This is a genomic window from Aquirufa sp. TARAVU-A1A (genome assembly GCF_054558675.1).
The window spans coordinates 224,894-244,128 of sequence record NZ_JBPXKP010000004.1 but is presented as its reverse complement, the minus strand read 5'-3'; the positions used below and the strand labels follow the sequence as shown (position 1 = coordinate 244,128).

General features: G+C 37.0%; 16 protein-coding genes and 1 tRNA gene. 5 read left to right on the top strand and 12 right to left on the bottom strand.

The features are described 5' to 3' along the window. Positions 1–33 precede the first annotated feature (33 nt). Positions 34–606, bottom strand: coding sequence for a carboxymuconolactone decarboxylase family protein (locus V7S75_RS07380; protein WP_459512695.1), 573 nt, complete (start codon positions 604–606; stop codon positions 34–36). Positions 607–653: 47 nt separating this feature from the next. Beyond that, positions 654–1,202, bottom strand: a complete 549-nt coding sequence (locus tag V7S75_RS07375) for a peroxiredoxin (RefSeq protein ID WP_459512693.1) — start codon at positions 1,200–1,202, stop codon at positions 654–656. A 109-nt stretch (positions 1,203–1,311) separates the two neighbouring features. On the opposite strand from V7S75_RS07375, the gene V7S75_RS07370 reads away from it, so the two are divergent. After that, positions 1,312–2,235: a LysR family transcriptional regulator gene (locus V7S75_RS07370; RefSeq protein ID WP_459512691.1), complete on the top strand. Its 924-nt coding sequence runs from the start codon at positions 1,312–1,314 to the stop codon at positions 2,233–2,235. On the opposite strand, the gene V7S75_RS07365 is transcribed toward V7S75_RS07370, so the two are convergent. From V7S75_RS07365 to V7S75_RS07350, 4 genes are read right to left on the bottom strand one after another with little or no spacing between them, the layout of a single operon-like run. Then, a complete protein-coding gene (locus V7S75_RS07365) occupies positions 2,222–3,529 on the bottom strand; it encodes an MFS transporter (RefSeq protein ID WP_459512690.1) in 1,308 nt (435 codons plus the stop codon). The two genes, V7S75_RS07370 and V7S75_RS07365, sit on opposite strands and share 14 nt — an antisense overlap. Before the next feature lies 1 nt (position 3,530). Next, complete coding sequence (locus V7S75_RS07360; RefSeq protein WP_459512689.1) at positions 3,531–6,302, bottom strand: DNA gyrase/topoisomerase IV subunit A; 2,772 nt, start codon at positions 6,300–6,302, stop codon at positions 3,531–3,533. A 9-nt stretch (positions 6,303–6,311) separates the two neighbouring features. Beyond that, complete coding sequence (locus V7S75_RS07355) at positions 6,312–6,875, bottom strand: NUDIX hydrolase (protein WP_459512687.1); 564 nt, start codon at positions 6,873–6,875, stop codon at positions 6,312–6,314. Position 6,876: 1 nt separating this feature from the next. Next, on the bottom strand, positions 6,877–8,448 hold the full coding sequence (locus V7S75_RS07350) for an NAD(P)/FAD-dependent oxidoreductase (RefSeq protein WP_459512685.1): 1,572 nt from the start codon (positions 8,446–8,448) through the stop codon (positions 6,877–6,879). A gap of 44 nt (positions 8,449–8,492) precedes the next feature. On the opposite strand from V7S75_RS07350, the gene V7S75_RS07345 reads away from it, so the two are divergent. Beyond that, entirely contained in the window at positions 8,493–10,409 is a 1,917-nt protein-coding gene (locus V7S75_RS07345) for a thioredoxin domain-containing protein (RefSeq protein WP_459512683.1), read from the top strand. On the opposite strand, the gene ruvC is transcribed toward V7S75_RS07345, so the two are convergent. Next, positions 10,402–10,977 carry a crossover junction endodeoxyribonuclease RuvC gene (gene ruvC, locus V7S75_RS07340; protein WP_459512681.1) on the bottom strand — a complete coding sequence of 192 codons (576 nt, stop codon included), beginning with the start codon at positions 10,975–10,977 and terminating at the stop codon, positions 10,402–10,404. The genes V7S75_RS07345 and ruvC overlap by 8 nt on opposite strands. Before the next feature lie 11 nt (positions 10,978–10,988). Between ruvC and V7S75_RS07335 the strand changes: the two genes are divergently transcribed. Then, a complete protein-coding gene (locus V7S75_RS07335) occupies positions 10,989–11,618 on the top strand; it encodes a polysaccharide deacetylase family protein (protein ID WP_459512680.1) in 630 nt (209 codons plus the stop codon). Then, positions 11,615–12,385, top strand: a complete 771-nt coding sequence (locus V7S75_RS07330; protein WP_459512678.1) for a TatD family hydrolase — start codon at positions 11,615–11,617, stop codon at positions 12,383–12,385. The genes V7S75_RS07335 and V7S75_RS07330 overlap by 4 nt, the downstream gene beginning before the upstream one ends. Here V7S75_RS07330 and V7S75_RS07325 read toward each other — a convergent pair. Next, positions 12,369–13,127: an ATP-binding cassette domain-containing protein gene (locus tag V7S75_RS07325; RefSeq protein ID WP_459512677.1), complete on the bottom strand. Its 759-nt coding sequence runs from the start codon at positions 13,125–13,127 to the stop codon at positions 12,369–12,371. The two genes, V7S75_RS07330 and V7S75_RS07325, sit on opposite strands and share 17 nt — an antisense overlap. 14 nt (positions 13,128–13,141) lie before the next feature. On the opposite strand from V7S75_RS07325, the gene V7S75_RS07320 reads away from it, so the two are divergent. After that, a complete protein-coding gene (locus tag V7S75_RS07320; protein ID WP_459512676.1) occupies positions 13,142–14,620 on the top strand; it encodes a xylulokinase in 1,479 nt (492 codons plus the stop codon). A 35-nt stretch (positions 14,621–14,655) separates the two neighbouring features. Here the strand turns inward: V7S75_RS07320 and V7S75_RS07315 are convergent. From V7S75_RS07315 to V7S75_RS07300, 4 genes are all read right to left on the bottom strand, one after another. Next, positions 14,656–14,739, bottom strand: a tRNA-Leu gene (locus tag V7S75_RS07315). Between the two features lie 87 nt (positions 14,740–14,826). Then, positions 14,827–16,065 (bottom strand): ABC transporter permease, encoded by a 1,239-nt coding sequence (locus tag V7S75_RS07310; RefSeq protein ID WP_459512675.1) that lies wholly within the window; start codon positions 16,063–16,065, stop codon positions 14,827–14,829. An 89-nt stretch (positions 16,066–16,154) separates the two neighbouring features. Beyond that, a complete protein-coding gene (locus tag V7S75_RS07305) occupies positions 16,155–18,155 on the bottom strand; it encodes a hypothetical protein (RefSeq protein WP_459512673.1) in 2,001 nt (666 codons plus the stop codon). Between the two features lie 9 nt (positions 18,156–18,164). Continuing rightward, positions 18,165–19,232, bottom strand: coding sequence for a DegT/DnrJ/EryC1/StrS family aminotransferase (locus V7S75_RS07300; RefSeq protein ID WP_459512671.1), 1,068 nt, complete (start codon positions 19,230–19,232; stop codon positions 18,165–18,167). Between the last annotated feature and the right edge of the window lie 3 nt (positions 19,233–19,235).

Here is a 19,235-nt window from a genome sequence, read left to right as displayed (position 1 = left end):
AGGCTAATTCAAATCGAATTAGCCTTTTTTATGTTAAAGTAAAACGATTAAGCTCTTAATAATGGCCGTTAATCGAATGGCATCTAAAATGCGAGCTTCTGTGGCTCCATGGTTCTTAACCGATTGCTCATGTGATGTGACACACATTTCACAGCCATTGATCGCAGATACGGTTAAACTAGCAAGTTCGAAAAATTCTTTGCCTAATACTGGATTCATCATGATAGACATGCGAATTCCTGCAGGTGCGGTATTGTAATATTCCTTGTCTACAAAGTGCTTGAAACGATAAAAAATATTGTTAGCATTCAACAAAGAAACCAAGGCATGAATTTCGTTGATTTCAGCTTCAGTTGCACCTTTCGTTTGAGCTAATTCCGTTAACGAAGTAATCGTTCTTTCGTGTTTCTGATTTACAGAAACCGCTAACGCTAATAGAACAGCTTCTTTCTCGTTCAATGTTTGTGCTCGTAAAGCATTCGAAACATTGATTTTTAAATCTTTGATGTAACGGTGATCCGCCGCATCTAAAGTATCTAAAAGGGCGAAGGATTCTGTAGCAGGGATATTAATCTCTGCTAATAAATTATCTTTAGTCTCACTCATGTTCGTTGATTTTAAAAGCCCCAGGGAATCCTGGGGCTAAAAGAAAATTATAATGTTGCTTCTCCTGCTTTCCAGTTGCAAGGGCAAAGCTCATCTGTTTGTAAAGCATCTAATACACGCAATACTTCGTCTACGTTACGACCTACTGAAAGATCATTGGCTGAAGCCCAACGGATGATACCGTTTTGGTCGGCGATGTAAGTAACACGGTATGCTACCTTCTCTCCTTCTGTTAAAATTCCTAATTCTTCTGCTAAGCTTTTAGAAGTATCTGCTAACATTGGGAATTTCAAACCACGTAAATCATCGTGATCTCTTCTCCATGCTGCGTGTACGAATTCTGAATCTGTAGAAGCTCCAATTAAAGAAGCGTCACGGTCAGCGAAATCACCAGCACGACGGTTGAATTCTGCAATTTCCGTAGGGCAAACGAATGTAAAATCTTTTGGCCACCAGAACATTACTAACCACTTTCCATCTTTCTTGTGATCTTCTGAAGTAATCGTTGCGAATTCTTTTCCTTGCTCTAAAGAAACAACTGCAGTTTTTGAAAATGTAGGAAATTGGCTTCCTAAACCTAACATGTAATTTGCCATTTGTATAAGTGTTTTGTTTGTTCGTTTAAAATGATGTTGCAAATATGGCAGGTTAAATACTATCAATCAAATCTATATTTTTTATATTTGTATAGATTTTGATTATAACATGACTATAACCCAACTAGAGTACATTGTCGCTTTAGCAGACCTGCAAAGTTTTTCTAAAGCTGCTGATTATTGTTGCGTTTCTCAACCTAGTTTGAGTATGCAAGTACAAAAATTGGAAGATGAATTGAACATGACTTTGTTTAATCGAAAAGCGAAGCCTCTTGAACCGACACCCGAAGCTAGAGAGATTTTAGCTAAAGCTCGAATTATTCTTTCGGAAAGTAAATCCATTCTTTCCCTTACAAAAGGTTGGTCTACACAAGTTAGTGGTAATCTAGCTATTGGTGTCATCCCGACAATCGCCCCCTATTTAATGCCACGATTTCTAGCTGATTTTCAATTGAAATATCCAACCTTGACGATTAGCGTTTCGGAAACTACTACTGAAAATATTAAGCATGAGATTGCTGAAGGAAGAATTGATATAGGGATTTTAGTTACTCCTTTAAATGCTAATTTGATCGAGATTCCCCTTTATTACGAGGAATTATTCTTGTATTCTAATGTTTGGGAGGATGATGGATCGAAATTAAGTTCAACGCTGGATCCATCCAAATTGTGGTTATTGGAAGAGGGACACTGCTTGAGTAATCAGATTAATTCAATTTGTAATTTAAACGCTGGTGCGCGTATATCGAATTCACTTACCTATCAAACGGGTAGTCTGGAAACAATTGTTCGAATGGCAGATCTAGGATTTGGACAAACCATTATTCCACAAATGTTCGTCGATTATTTAGATAACAAATCAAAAGAGAAGGTTCACCCATTGCCCAAGCCTACGCCCATTCGTGAAGTTTCACTTGTTCATGCGAAGTCCTATTCGCGAAAAGCTATTATAAATGCTTTGAAATTAGAGATTTTGGCACATATACCTTTGCCATGGCAGACAATTGCCGACCGAGCAATTATCCCAATATAGCTTGGAGCTGTTGGGTTTTTCTTATTTTCAGAAGAAAATAGATACTTGCGATAAATACGAGTCCTAAAATTAGGATTCCTAAGCGCATGTTGCCTGTCAATTGGATAATTAAACCAAAAATAAAGGTTCCTAATACCGTAGATAAACGATCACAAGCATCATAAAAGCTAAAATATGAACTTGTGTCTTGTTCATTGGGTGGGCACATTTTGGCGAATGTCGCCCGACTATTTGATTGAATTCCTCCCATCACAAAGCCTATGCCTGTGGCCAATAAGTAAAAATTAAACTGATCATTTACTGTATAGGCAAATCCACAAATGGCAACCCAGACGATAACAATGGCGAGTAATGCTTGAATGTTACCAAACTTTTGAGACAGCTTAGCACAAAAATATGCGCCAGGAATTGCGACTAATTGAATTAATAAAATGGTTATTATCAATGCATCCGTAGGCAAATGCAATTCTTCACTTCCAAACAAAGCGCCTAAATACATGACAGTTTGAGCTCCCATATTGAAAAGAAAAAAACTAGCCAAGAATCGTTTTAGTGCGCCAATATTCTTAACCTCTTTGTATACTTTTTTTAATTCTTTCCATCCGCCCAACCAAATGTTTTCACCTTGATGCGTACGTTTATTCCCATCGGGAAGATAATGAAATGGTATTTGGGCGAATAATAACCACCATAGCCCTACACTTAAAAAAGATATTCTGGACGCCAAATCACCAGCAAGATTGCCATACCATTGAGGCATCATGACCATGGATAAGTTTTGTATGAGTAGAATGACACTTCCCACATAGCCCATCGTAAACCCTTTGGCACTTAATTGGTCAAATCGATCAGGACTAGCAATTTCGGGTAAAAAAGAGTTGTAAAACACCATGCTTCCCCCCCATCCAATAATAGAAAAAAGAAAACCGAATGTGCCGATGTAATAATTTCCTTTTTCAAAAAAGAAGAGACTCATGCAACTAAAAGAGCCCAGATAACAAAAGAACCGCATAAACGATTTCTTGTTTCCTTTGTAATCGGCTATGCCCGAAAGCAAGGGCATGAGGACTGCTAATAATAAAAACGCACAAGAAACCGTATAGGAAAATATTACCGTATTACTTAAATGCATTCCAAGAAAATCAATCTCCTTATTCCCTGATGCACTGACAGCAGCGAATGGATAATAAATCGGGAATATGGCACTTGTTATCGTCAATGAATGAACTGAATTCGCCCAATCATAAAATGCCCATGCATTCAATACTTTAGGGTTATTTAGTTCGTTTTTCATGCTAGAATAAGCCAAGTTGCTCACCTTTTGAAGAATCCTTTGGAATTTGCTCCGTTGGGTAATTCTTGATTTCTAAGGGAATATCTTCACTTTTTGATGCTGTTGGTTCTTCCTCCAATGTAATGGTTTGACCTACTACAATAGTTTCCGTTTCTTCTTTTACGACTGCTGGCTGTACTTCTACAACTGGGATGGATTCAACTTCTTCTGTTGGCAAGGTTTCTTTATCAGCTGTCTCGTCCTCTTCTACTTCAATCGCAGCAGATTTTTCAATTTCCTCTGATTCAGGCATAACAGCTTCCGTATCAATAAACTGAGCATCTGTTAACTTGGGGTAGTTTAATTTACTTCCAATCGCCTTCCAACCTCTTACATCAACCAATTCATCAATCGGAATTAATTCTATTTCAGAAGTTTTACCATCTGGTTTATGCTTGATTTGAACATTAGGTGAGTAATTAATGCTTGAAGCAACTAATTTTGAGGCCTTGTGGTCCGAGATAAATAAGAACTTCTTGTCGATTGTCGAGGTCTCTATTTTGAAGCGCTTAATAAAATAGGTTTTGTTAGCCCCATCAAAATAAATGGCCGAAATAATGCCATTCGGATTGAATTTAGCCAATAAAGCTATTTCTTCTGCAGGATAACGATTTGTGAGTTCAAAATTGGTCAACTCATAATTACCTGAATTATAGATGGCCAAAATATTATCATTTGGCTCAAAATTCCCTACATGGTCTCCATGTTGGTCTCTATTTAGTCGGCCAATGGTCGGATCATACCAAATATCAACTCCTCCTAAAGTAGAAACACCCGCACTTTTCTGAACAATCTTTCTGACTGGATATTTTGTCAAAACATTCCCAAGGGATTCACGTCCTTTAATTGCAAGTTTCGCAAAATCATAATCGAATTGTTTGTTCTTGGCCGTACAATTGGCTGTTAAATTGATGCTAATTACCTCAGCTTCCCCATTTTCATTGGCAGAAAAATAGGTAATTTTTGATTTATTGTCTTGACTAACGATACGGTACTCGCGATCACGTGTCACGGATGTTACTTTAAAGCGCTTCACGTACGAAACGCCAGACTTCCCATCAAAGTAAACTACGTTATATACTTTGCGATCATCATTCTTTTTGAATACGCTAACGTATAAAATGTCTTTCCCTACGAATACTTTTTCCTGCACTTTTGTCACGACGCAAGTACCATTTTGACGGAATACGATAATATCATCGATGTCGGAACAATCCATCACGAACTCATCCTTCTTCAAGCCATAACCGATGAAACCATCTTCCCTATTTACATAGAGTTTTTGGTTTGCTTGTGCTACAACAGTTGCCGTAATGGTATTGAAACTCTTAATTTCCGTTTTGCGTTCTCTTCCCTTGCCATATTTTTGCAACAAATGCTTGAAGTAGTCGATTGCATAGCGAATGAGGTTAGCTAAATTATCTTCTACCTCAGCTAATTCATCTTGCAAACGCTTCATCGCTTCATCAGCCTTAAAGCTATCAAACTTAGAGATACGCTTAATTCGAATTTCTAATAAGCGCAAGATGTCTTCTTCTACGATTTCACGATAAAAGTCTTTCTTGTAAGGTTCTAAACCTTTGTCGACCATCTCGATCACAGATTCGAAGGTTTCACATTCTTCGATATCGCGATAAATTCGGTTCTCAATGAATATCTTTTCTAAAGAGCTAAATAATAAACGCTCCATTAATTCATTTCGTCGAATTTCTAATTCTTGTTTCAGTAAATCTACCGTCTGATCTGTACTGACACGTAATATCTCTGCAATTCCAATGAATTGTGGTTTTTCGTCTACAATAACGCAGGCATTGGGTGATATAGATACCTCACAATCGGTAAATGCATACAAGGCATCGATTGTTACGTCGGGCGATATTCCAGGGGCTAATTGAATTTGAATTTCAACATCCTTAGCCGTGTTATCAATAACTTTTTTAATCTTAATTTTTCCTGTATCATTCGCTTTGATGATCGAATCAATCAATGAAGTTGTTGTAGTTCCGAAAGGTATCTCCTTGATTAACAGGGTTTTCTTGTCGAATTCTTCAATCTTTGCTCGAACGCGAATTCTTCCGCCTCGTAATCCGTCGTTATAGTTTGATACATCAATCATTCCACCTAATTGGAAGTCAGGATATAAAATAACTTTCTTGTTATTTAATAAATCAATGGACGCTTGAATAATCTCACAGAAATTGTGAGGCATAATTTTTGTGGCTAAACCTACTGCAATACCCTCAACTCCCTGTGCTAATAGTAATGGAAATTTAATGGGTAATGTGATTGGCTCTTTTTTACGGCCATCATAAGATAATTGCCAGCGAGTCGTTTGGTTATTGAAAACAACATCATTGGCAAATTTCGATAATCGAACCTCGATGTAACGGGCGGCAGCAGCACTATCTCCTGTACGATTATCTCCCCAGTTTCCTTGACAATCAAAAAGTAAATCTTTTTGACCTAGATTAACTAAGGCATCATTAATGGATGCATCCCCGTGTGGGTGATATTGCATCGTCTGACCAATTACGTTGGCAACTTTATTAAATCGACCATCATCCATTTCTTTTAACGCATGTAAAATACGTCGCTGAACGGGTTTAAGTCCATCTTCTACGGCAGGTACGGCACGCTCTAAAATAACGTATGAAGCATACTCAAGGAACCAATTTTCATACATGCCGGCTACGGCAATTTGATTCTGTAATGCCCCTTCTGTCGTTTCACTCATTGGTATTTATTAATCTAAAAGTTGAATTAATTGGTACAACATAACTGCTGTTGCGCCCCATATTTCTTCAGATTCATAATAATAGCGTGGAGCTATTATTTTTTCTTCCATGAATTCAAGCTCATGGTAGTCCAAAGAATCTGCTTGTTTTAAGAAAGCTACAGGTATTTCAAAAATACGATTTATTTCTCTTTTATTTACGCTGTACTCTAGGTTTTTATTAATCAATACGTAATAAGGTTGTATCAAAAAATTTGAGACATGTACCCAATGAGGTTCTAGTTCGATTAAATCCTCTTCTGCTAATTGGATTCCAATCTCCTCCTCTACTTCACGGATAGCAGTTTGTCGGAGACTTTGATCTGCTTCGTCAACTTTGCCACCTGGAAATGCCATTTGAGCACTGTGATGACCATTATATGTATTCCGCTTGATTAATATGATTTTAGCGTCTTGTTCTGGTACAACGTTTACAATAGCAACCACCGCCGCATGTCGAGCTGTATTCAACAAATGATTATTTTGTTTTATACTCGATTGCAGTTCAAATAATCGCTCAAATGGATTCTTCATATTACATAGCTGAAACAATTGCTTCGGCACATCTTATTCCATCTAGGGCTGCTGACATAATCCCTCCTGCATATCCCGCACCTTCTCCACAAGGATATAAGCCCTTGATGTTAGGATGCTCGAGCGTGTCCCGATCTCTAGGAATTTTAACGGGAGATGATGTCCGACTTTCTAGTCCTATCAATTGCCCTACATTACTACTGAAATTTCGAATCTTTCGGTCAAAATCTTGAAGCCCTAATGCCAAAGGTTCTGCAATGAAATCAGGTAAGAAATCTCGCATTTCACCTGGTTGCAAACCTGGTACATAGGAAGTATCGTGATGTGTATGGCTAGCTCTACGTTTGATGAAATCGCCTGTTAGTTGCGAAATGGCTTGTTGGGTCCCTCCGGCTAATTCATGCGCTTTTTGTTCCAATTGCTCTTGTAAATGCATTCCCGCAAGCGCTCCATATTCTTTGTATTGAGCTAAATCTTCCGGTAATATACTAACCACGATACCGGAGTTTGCATATTTAGAATCTCGACGTGATGGAGACATTCCATTGACGACAACTTGGTTTTGTTCGGTGGCTGATGGAACAATAAATCCACCTGGGCACATGCAAAAGGAGAAAACTCCGCGCTGAATCCCTTTATATTTTGTTTGTGTAACTAAACTGAAAGAAGCTGGAGGCAGGTAATCAGGCCTTTGAGGCATTTTATATTGACAAGAATCAATCATCTTTTGAGTATGTTCTATACGCACACCTATGGCAAAGGGTTTAGCTTCAATGTCAATATTTTTTGCTTGTAATAATTCAAATATGTCGCGTGCAGAATGTCCCGTAGCTAGTAGAATATGCTTGGCTAAATAGCTTTCCCCATTGTGTAGGACTACTCCTTGAATTTGCTTGTTTTCGATTATAAAATCCGTTACTAGTGCATTGAAATGGACTTCTCCACCAGCTTCAATAATGGCTTGGCGTATACCCTCAATTATTCCGGGTAGTTTATTCGTCCCTATATGCGGATGCGCCTCAAATAAGATATTAGCATTCGCTCCAAAAGCAACAAAGGTTTCTAACACGGAATCAATATCACCTCTTTTTGTGCTTCGTGTGTATAATTTACCATCAGAATAAGTACCCGCTCCTCCTTCGCCAAAACAATAATTGCTATTGGGATTGACAATATTGTGCCGGTTAATGGCTGCTAAATCCCTTCTTCGGTCACGCACATTATTACCTCGTTCCAAAACAATCGGTTTAATTCCCTCTCGGATTAACTTGAGAGCAGCAAACAATCCAGCTGGCCCACTACCAATTATAATGGCATGTTTAGCCTTCGATGCAAGTTTAGGTAAGCGTATACGCTCCGTTAGGTCAACATGAAAATCATGTTCTGTCGGATAAAAGCCAATTTTTAAATTAGCTTTGATTTGTCTACTTCGCGCGTCGATCGATTTTTTTTCGATGCGATACTGACATGAATTTAATAGCTTTGCACCTAATTCTGCTGTCAGAAATTCATGTAGCAATTCTGGAGAATTCGCAACGGCTGGATCAAGTACAAAGGATTTAAATTCGGGCATATCGATAATTTGTACAAATTTACTAATCTATTTTTAACTATTCGATGAATCATCTTCAAAACCAGGTAAGTCCTTATTTATTACAACACAAGAACAATCCTGTAAACTGGTACCCTTGGGGCGAAATGGCATTAAATAAAGCTCAAGAGGAAGATAAGCCTATCATCTTGAGTATTGGATATGCGGCATGCCATTGGTGCCATGTGATGGAGCATGAATCTTTTGAAAATCAAGAGGTTGCAGACTTGATGAATGCACATTTTGTTTGCATCAAAGTGGATCGAGAAGAAAGACCCGATATTGATTTAATCTACATGGATGCCATACATGCCATGGGCTTGCATGGAGGTTGGCCGCTCAATGTATTTCTGATGCCAGACCAAAAGCCTTTTTACGGGGGTACTTATTTCCCGAAGGCAAATTGGATCTCATTATTGAATTCTATTCAAAATGCTTTTCGTTCACATAAACCTGAATTACAAAAATCGGCCGATGGCTTTGCCTCGAATTTACGCGATTCCAATACTGGAATGTATCCGATTAATTTAGAATCGTTGACGCCAATTATACCCAAAGCTATTCAATTGATTACTAAAGGTTTAGATCCCATTTTTGGTGGAACCAATAAAGCTCCTAAATTCCCTATTCCATCACTTTCGCTTCTTTTGGAATCGATTCCAGCCAATTTATGGGAACTAGGTAATATAGGTGAATTGGCCGATTTACAATTAGCCAAGATGGCGCAAGGAGGAATTTTTGATCAAATTGGAGGTGGATTTTCTCGTTATTCTGTTGATTCTGAGTGGTTTTGTCCACATTTTGAAAAGATGCTTTATGACAATGCCCAATTGATCAGGGTATATGCTTTAGCCTATCAGCGTAGTCAATTTCCTTTATATAAAGAGGTTTTGCTTCAAACAATTGATTTTTTAAAATCCGAGTTGAAAGCAGACAATGGTTTGTTTTACACGGCATTGGATGCGGATTCCGAAGGTGTTGAGGGTTTATTTTATGTTTGGACGTTTGAAGAACTTAATCAATTATTACCCTTTGCGAAGCATCAAACTTTTTATGAGGCATTCAGCATTAGCAAACTGGGAAATTGGGAACATGGATTTAATATTCTTTTCAAAAAAGATCGGTTTCTGAATAATGATTTTGCTGATGAAATTCAAATTTTGAAAAATGTAAGGAAAAATCGAATTCGACCTGCAACGGATACCAAACAGTTATTAGCGTGGAATGCATTGTTGGCAGTGGGTTTAATCGATGCGTCGCAAGTGCTTCCTGATATTTCTTTACAGCATGAGGCTCTCTCCCTATTGGACTCGATTATTCAGGTTTACACGCAAGATGGAAATATTTATCATCAGTCTTTTTTTGCCAATAAACCTATTATGGCATTTTTAGACGATTTAGCGGCATTGGGACTTGCCTATATGAAAGCTTATCAAGTAACTGGTCAAACGTTTTATTTGGTGAAGGCGGAGGAATTGTTTCAGTATATAGAGCAAAATCACAAGCAGCAATACAGTTTGTATAATTTCCATTCGGATTTAAATGATGCGTTGATTGCCCCCAAATTTGAGATTATAGATTCAGTTTGTCCTTCTTCCAATTCGATGGTATGTGAATTTCTTTTTTGGTTAGGTTTCTTAACGAATGATGCATCAAAGACCATTCTAGCTAAACAAATGTTATCAGGAGTTTTAGAACAAGCGCAAGCCAACCCTATTTATTTTGCGAATTGGTTACGCATTTATTCGGAATGGATGGAAAATCCGCGTGCAATTATTAAATACAATCCCGAACTTATTGATTCGAAGGTGGCAAAATCGATTGATGGGCTATGTATTCCCGTTAAAGGCCAGGTATATACGTTTATGGTTTGTATCGGTGATCGATGCCTCGCTCCTTGCGATGATTTAACTGAATTAATAGGCCAATTGGCCTCTATTTAATTCGGTCAGGATTTTCATTGACAAAAGCGCCCCACCCCTTTTGAGTTCCTTTAACTGACGATGTGATATTTTTATTATGAAAATGGTGGCAGATGGCAATTCCTAGGGCATCTGTCGCATCATGTAGTTTCGCATCAAGTTTAATGCCACTAATGATTTCAACCATTTTGGCGACTTGTTCTTTGGATGCATTGCCATTTCCGGTGACAGATTGCTTTACCTTCTTCGGTTCATATTCAGTAATGGGTATTTCCTTGGAAAAAGAAATCGACATCACCATCCCTTGAACGCGGCCAAGTTTCAACATCGATTGAACGTTTTTTCCAAAAAAAGGTGATTCGATGGCAATTTCATCGGGCATAAATTCTTCCACAATGCCCATAACACGTTCATGAATTTTTAGGAATTTGGCACCTTGAGTCGTGTATTTTGTCAGGTTTAATACCCCATATTGAAGAACGTGAACTTTATCTCTATTAATTCGAATTAATCCATATCCCAAATATCGTGTTCCAGGATCAATCCCAAGAATTATTTTTTCTGCACCAAGGTTTGTAATTTGCGTCATATTATTCAATTATGTTCATTCATCAAATCCCGCGTATAGTCCCCAAACTGCTACCCAAACTTATCTGGTCAAATCCTGAGGGGGAAACAAATAATGCGGTCTATTTTACATTTGATGATGGACCAACTCCTGAAATTACCAATTTTGTGTTGGATTGTTTAGCTCAGTATGAAGCGAAAGCAACATTTTTTTGCATTGGTAAGAATGTAGTTTCAAATCCTGAGATAGCGTACCAAATCCAAGCGAATGGTCATCGAATGGGTAACCACACGATGAATCATGCAAATGCGTGGAAATATAACAGAGAAGATTATCAGAAAAACTACTTCGCTTGTGAAGAGGTATTTGATCAAATGAATGTTAAGTCGGTTGGTTTTAGACCTCCTTATGGACGCGTTAATTCATTTATTTATCAAAATATGACACTGAACACCTCTATTTATATGTGGTCGTTTCTAAGTGGCGATTATAACCAAGATTTATCTGCATCTTCTATTATTCAAGCGGGAATTAAACATATTAAACCAGGTTCAATTTTGGTATTTCATGATAGTGTTAAAGCCTTTCCGCGATTGAAAATTGTCCTACCTGCTTTATTAGATTATTGTATTCAACAAAATTATAAGCCTGAAGTACTATGATTGATACCCATGCCCACTTGTATGATCCGATCTTTAAAGCTGATATCGCGCAACATGTGGTAGATATCAAAGCTGCTGGAGTTTCAGAAGTATGGTTGCCAAATTGTGATTTAGCGTCTTGGGGGCAATTAATTGAATTAGCCGATGAATTTCCTGATTTTACTTTTCCAATGTTAGGCTTACACCCAACCTATGTTAAAGAAAATTATTTGGGAGAATTAAATGCATTAGCTAAAATACTTGCATCAAGAAAAGTATTGGCGATTGGTGAAATTGGATTGGACTATTATTGGGATATCACTTTTAAGCAAGAGCAAATTGATGCTTTTGAAACGCAGTGCCATTGGGCAATGGAGAAAGGTTTATGGATTGATGTGCATTGCAGAAAGGCTTATGCCGACTTACTTCGAATACTAAAAAAATCAGAATATAATTCGCTTCAAGGAATTATCCATTGTTTTTCAGGTGATGCGCGTGAAGCAAAAACCTTAGTGGATTTAGGCTTTACTTTGGGAATTGGTGGCGTAATTACCTATAAAAACACGACTTTATTCGATGATATTAAAGATATCCCGCTTTCAAATATTGTCTTGGAAACAGATGCTCCTTATTTAACTCCAGTTCCTTTTCGAGGTCAATCGAATTCACCCAAATATATCCCGTTAATTGCTCAAAAATTAGCTGATTTATATCAAGTAACATTGGATGAGCTTATTCAAATAACTGATGCAAATGCAAATAAATTGAAGCTTATTTCAGGTTATTAAGCAGCGAATCTGTTTCTCTTTTCCAATTTAACATGGCTTGTTTTAGTCGGAGAGCGATTTTATTTGTAGATCCCCAAAATTTATCCCAGTTACCTTGAAAGGCAATTTTTCCTTTCTCAATGATGCCTAATTTGTTGCTCATTTTAATTATGTCAACTAAATCATGGCTTATTAACAAACAGGGTATTTGTTTGTAGGCAACTAGATCTTGAATGATTTGAATAAATTCAATTTTTTGCTCCGTATCTAATTGACTAAAGGGTTCATCTAATACTAAATATTCGATAGGTTGGCTGACAGCTTCTAACAATGCGATTTTCTGACGCTCACCTCCAGATAATTGAATAATTTTGGCATGTAACAAATGCTGGATATGAAAAAGACGCAAATAGTGTGAAATCGTTTTTTTTCTATCTTTTTCAGTCAATCGTTGGAATAACATATCCAAATATGCTGCAACCGTATGATGCGGTTTTAAATGTAAGTTTTGAGGTACATATCCAGCTTGCTTAAATTGGGGAATTAATCGATCCAAAGCTCCCTCATTCAGTTCTTTAGTATTTATTAATATGGATGAACCTTCTGCTTTTGATAGTCCTACAACAATATGAGCAACCGTACTTTTTCCTGAACCACTTTTGCCAACGAGCGTATATATTTCACCAGCTTTTATCTCAATTTTTACTTTTGATAGACTAAAATGAGGATTAACTTGGTAACTTGGTATGAAAATTTTTAACATCTAAATCTATCAATATGCTTTTGTGTGGAGTCGATGTTGGTACATCGTCGATTAAAGTTAGTGTAGTTGACGCTGCAAACCAACAATTAATTTACTCAACCTCGTTTCCCGAAATTGAAAACGAAATTTCTAGTCCTGCTCCGGGTTTTGCTGAACAGGATCCAGAACATTGGTGGTATTGCGTACAACAGGCTATATTAAAAGCGAATGCAAGTAACACCTATAATCCACTTGATATTTCAGCCATTGGTATTTCCTATCAAATGCATGGATTAGTGGTCTTAGATGCAGAAGAACGAGTAGTAAGGCCTTCTATCATTTGGTGTGATTCAAGAGCCGTTTCTATTGGGCAAAAAGCGTATGAAAGCTTAGGTTCATATTGTGAAACAAATTTATTGAATTCTCCTGGAAACTTCACCGCATCAAAATTAGCTTGGGTTAAAGAAAATCAACCTGAAATTTATGCTCAGATAAAACAAGTTATGTTGCCAGGTGATTTCATAGCAGGTCGATTAACCAAACATTTCACCACGACGGCCTCTGCCCTTTCTGAAGGGATTTTTTATGATTTTCAAACTGATACGATATCTTCAGCCGTATTGGACTACTTTAAGTTTGACAAATCACTGTTCCCGAATATTCAAGATGTATTTTCTAGTCATGGAACGATAGTTTCAGAAGTAGCAGATGCTTTAGGTTTAAACAAACAGGTTCAGGTGACCTACAAGTCAGGTGATCAGCCAAATAATGCTTTTTCTTTAGGTGTGTTACAACCCGGAGACATTGCGACGACAGCCGGAACTTCAGGTGTCGTGTATGGAATTAGCGGAGAACTTAAATACGATAAGCATAATCGAGTCAATTCATTTGCGCATGTGAATTATACAGCGCTTGCTAAACGTATTGGTGTATTAATGTGCATCAATGGTACGGGGATATTAAATCGTTGGGTTAAACAAACGGTATGTTCTGATCTTACTTACGTCCAAATGAATGAATTGGCTGCGACTACAACGATTGGCTCTAAGGGATTATTATGTGTGCCATTTGGAAATGGTGCTGAGCGTATTTTCCAGAATAAATTGGTTGGCGCCAGTTTTGAACACTTAGATTTAAATCGGCATGAGCGTGCAGAAATGATTCGTTCTGCACAAGAAGGAATTGCATTTTCTATGGCATATGGCATAGAAATGTTGGCAGATGCAGGCATTAAACCCTCAAAATTAAAAGCTGGATATGCTAATATGTATCTGAGTGAAGTCTTTGCCCAAACTATTGTGAATGCCGCGAATGTTTCGGTAGATTTATTAGATTCAGATGGAGCATTTGGGGCGGCCTTGGGAGCAGGATTAGGTCTAACGTATTATAAATCTGAAGAAGAAGCTGTTGCCAATATTAAACATATTAAAACAATCAACCCGAATTTAGCTGAATTGTCACAAACGAAAACGGCTTATGAAAGTTGGAAAGAATTAGTAAACCAAAAGCTCTAAAAAAGGTAAAGCCTCTCAATTGCTTGAGAGGCTTGTACCCAGAGCCGGAGTCGAACCGGCACGGGCTTGCACCCACGGGTGTTTGAGACCAGCGCGTCTACCAATTCCGCCATCTGGGCAATTGAATCAAACCAATTGGCTCAATTGCAATGCAAAAGTAGGCCTTTATTCATGATTTAGCAAGTAATCAAAAAATATTTTATTGATTATTCGTAGCGTAATGCTTCAACGGGATCCATTTTTGAAGCCTTGAAAGCAGGGTAAATTCCTGAAAATAAGCCTACTAGCACACATATTATTATCCCTACCATCATCCATAACCAGGGGATAATAAAACTAGCATTTCCTGAACTTATTCCTTGCGCGATTAAATTTCCAATAGGTATAGCTAGCATAATCCCTCCTATTCCTCCTAACAGACAAATGACGATGGCTTCAATTAAGAATTGTTGGAGAATACGTGCAGGTGTAGCTCCTAACGATTTTCTTATTCCAATTTCACGTGTTCTTTCTGTTACCGAAACCATCATGATATTCATCAAGGCAATGGCGGCTCCTAATAAAGTAATAAAGCCAATGACAAATCCACCTAGTTGTAAGCTTGATGTTATACTTTCAAAGCTTTTTGCGATTGAATCGGAACGATCTATTGAAAATGAATCTTCAATTCCAATAGGATCCATTCGAACTTTTCTCATCACTCCACGGGCTTCTTCCATGAAATCATCGATATTGTTAACTTTAGTAGATGATGTCGTGATATCAAAAGTTAAATTTTTACCTATGGCCATTTTTCTACCCGTTTCAAGCGGAACCATGATGACACGGTCATCTCCCCCTCCCATCATATTCCCTTTTTTAGCTAGAACACCTATCACCTTCAATTTGATGCCACTTACAATGATTTCATGATTCAATGGACTCGATTTTTGAAATAGTTGATCGATAACATCAACCCCTAAAAAACATACATTAATGGCATTCGTAAATTCGTTGGTGGAGAAGTTTCTTCCTTCAGCAATTTTATATCCTTTTAATTCAAGAAAGTTATCATCGATTCCTAAAAGTCGAACATTGGGATTGGTCTTGTTACTTTCATATTTTGCAATCGCATTATTCGTAACATTCGTTTTTAAGGAGACTTTACCTTTTACACTAAACATGCTTTTATAACGAGATGCTTGTCGATAGTCAATGTTTTTAAATCGTTTTTCTCGTTGACCCTCTCTTCTGATTTGCATGGCCGGCCTATTTCGAATATCAAATGAATTCGCCCCTAAACCGGAGAAACTGTTATCAACTGAGCTTTGAATTCCATCAATAGCTGTTAAAATACCCACGAGTGAGGTAATTCCTAATGAAATTATTAGTGCAGTCAGTATGGTACGCAATAGGTTTCCTTTGATTGAACGTAAACCTTCTGCGATGTTTTCTTTGATATTCATATGCTGTAATTGCTAGATGCAAGGTATCATGAAATCGTAAGGATATAAAACCAGTGGTATTCGAATTTCTTCCACTAGTCATTATTTGGTTACTTCAATTTACGCAAGTAATAATCTTCCCCTCGAACGATAATATGTTCTTTAATCGTTGTATCGGTTCCTAAGTGTATATCTCCAGGTAAAGGCTTAATCACATTTTTACTGAAAAATAAATAGTTGGCTTCTGCAGGTATAGCTTGCAAACCCTGTTCAAAAGGATTTATGGGAACTAATTTACGCGTGAATTTATTTCCCCATAATGGATATTCATAATCATCATTAATCGTTCCTAAGGCAACTGTAGCGTTAGGGGGAACTAATTTGTCAAAATTCAGGTAGGCTTTTGTTATATCGGGTCTAGATACAGTTAATAATTCTATTCTTGATTTGCCCCAAATTGTAGGTAAATTATGTGTTGATAGAAACGCACTGCGGCCATGATAAAGCAGGGTTGAAATACCTGAGGCGATGATGACAAGATAAAATACTAATACGAGGCTAAATTTATTTTTCGAAACGAATGCATTAAAAAACAGGCTAGAAACGGGCAAAAGAAACACCAATGAACTAATCATATACCTCCCTTTCCATGGATCATAAGCAGCCGTGTAGGACAGAGCCATAAAATGCAAGATGAAAGCAATGAAGAAGAGATAATAAATAATAGGTCTCTTTTTTGTTAACAATAAGATTATGGAAGGTAGTATGATTAGAATAAAGATGGAACCAAAAATGGGTGTTCCGTTATAAAATTCAAATTTCCGCGTGTAATTAAATGGAACGATTGTAAATGTCTTAGAAGTTTCTAATCCCCAATTAAGCAATTGGTCTAAATTTCGTACTTGTTGATTTAGATGTTCTTGGAAATTTTCTACCCATTGAATATTTCTTAAGCCATCAAAATTCAATAAATCAAAGAAATATCTTGCTACATTTTTTGACCCATGTAATACTAGATTTGAAAAATTTCCAGCTCTTTCCACGGACTGATGCTTTGTAGCCGTTTCGGGTCCTATGGGATGGCCGTAGTGAATAATATTAGCTACATAACCCGTAGGCAAGGCAATAGCCAGAAATAGTAAAGCATTAAATATTAAGTGCTTTACATATTGAAAAAACAATGGCTTAGGAGTGCTTTTCCAAATGTAAATAAGCAATACACTAATACTTGGTAGCGCAAAAACAAACGTAATTTTATGACTTAATGCTAGGGCAAATGTTAAACTTGTAAAATACAGGTAATACATTTCCTTAACCAGAGCGAAGCGAATAAGAAAGTAAATTCCGCAAACCAAATACGCGCCTAATACGATATCGGTATCTGTTGTGGTAGATTGAATCAATATGATGGGGATAAATAAAATTAGCGTGGCACTTAGTAAACGGACTTTAAAGGGTATCAATAGTTGTTTTAATATGGCATAACTTCCAATAAACAACATCCAATAAGCTATTAAATTGGGTAATTTGAAAAAATGTTCATTGAACCCAGTCATTAAAAATGGATAGAATTGAATGGATGAAAAGCTCTTGGGATAAGTATCTATATTCCAATTCGTTCCAATAAAATGTTCCGTGCTGTGGTTTTGCACAAAATATAATATACGATTTAAATGTCCCGTCATACTGTCCCATTCATTGGGCGGTAAGTAGAACATTAAAAAAATCTGACTAAGCGCTATATAGAACACCCCTAGGAAAATACAAGCGAATAATAACTTCTCCGTTTTTCTTTGCTGTTTATATAACTCATGCAACTGCTGTATACTCGATCCGATTAACTTAAAGGATGAAGAATGTAATTTGGCAGGTAAATGAATAACATTTCTAAAGAACCCAAAGACAAGGTAGGATAAAATAAATGGCAGAATAGACCAACAGTAAGCATTATGCCATAATTTTAAAGCTGATAATAAATAGCCACTTATAATTATACTTAAACATTGAATCGTAAATCCAGTAATTAGTATTTCATCAAAATTTTTGTTCGAAATTTTAGACGCTATACGATAATTAAATAATGTAAAAGAAAGAAATACGATGAGCAACATATAATTGATCTATAATGTTGAACTGATAATAGAACAAATCTGTTCGATATCTTCACTGCTAATTTCTGCCGAAAGTGGTAAACATACAATTCTACGTGCCACATCCTCTGCAATCGGACACGATTGGTAGTTCAAATATGGCAATTCATTCAATGCAGGATAAAAATACCTGCGAGGATAAATGTCAGCTGAATTCAATGATTTAAGAACTTTCAGGAGAACTTCTTCTGATGAGAATAATACGGGGAAATAACTGTAGTTTCTTGTATTATCTGGATTCCAACTCAATAATTGAACGGAAGTCGGTAATTTTTGTTCATATAATTCCGATGATTCTCTTCGGTGGCTTCTAATTTCAGCAAAGTGATTAAGATTCACTAAACCCATTGCTGCATGAAATTCTGAATTCTTGCCATTAATTCCAGCTGCAAAATAATCATCACCTTTATGGCCAAAACTTCTGATACCTCTTAATTCTTCAGCTAATTTGGCATCTTTTGTAATGATAGCTCCCCCCTCAATGGTATGAAATATTTTTGTTGCATGAAAACTGCAAGTAGAAATCGTCCCATAATTAAATATGGACTTTCCTTTATGTTTTACACCAAATGCGTGTGCCCCATCGTAGATAATTGGAATCTGATGTGATTCTGCTAATGATTCCTGATCTGATAAGTCGGCGCAATTACCATATACATGTGTCGTCAATATACCTTGTGTATTGGAATCTATGACACGTTCAATTTGTGCTCGTTCACAGGTTAAACTATCAGGGGAAATATCAGCAAAAATCGGGTTGCATTTTTCCCAAATTAATGAAGTTGTTGTTGCGCAATATGAAAACGGAGTCGTTATTACATTGCCTGTTAAACCTAATGCCTTTATGGCTAATTGTAGGGCAATTGTACCATTCGATACATATAAAAAATGTTCTACTTCTAAGTATTCCGCGAGTTTTCGTTCTAATTCTAGAACCAAAGGTCCATCATTAGTTAATTGACCTTTCGACCATATTTCTTCCAATAAAGAAACATATTCTTTCAATTCCGGCAAAAACGACTTCGTTACATGCAGCATATC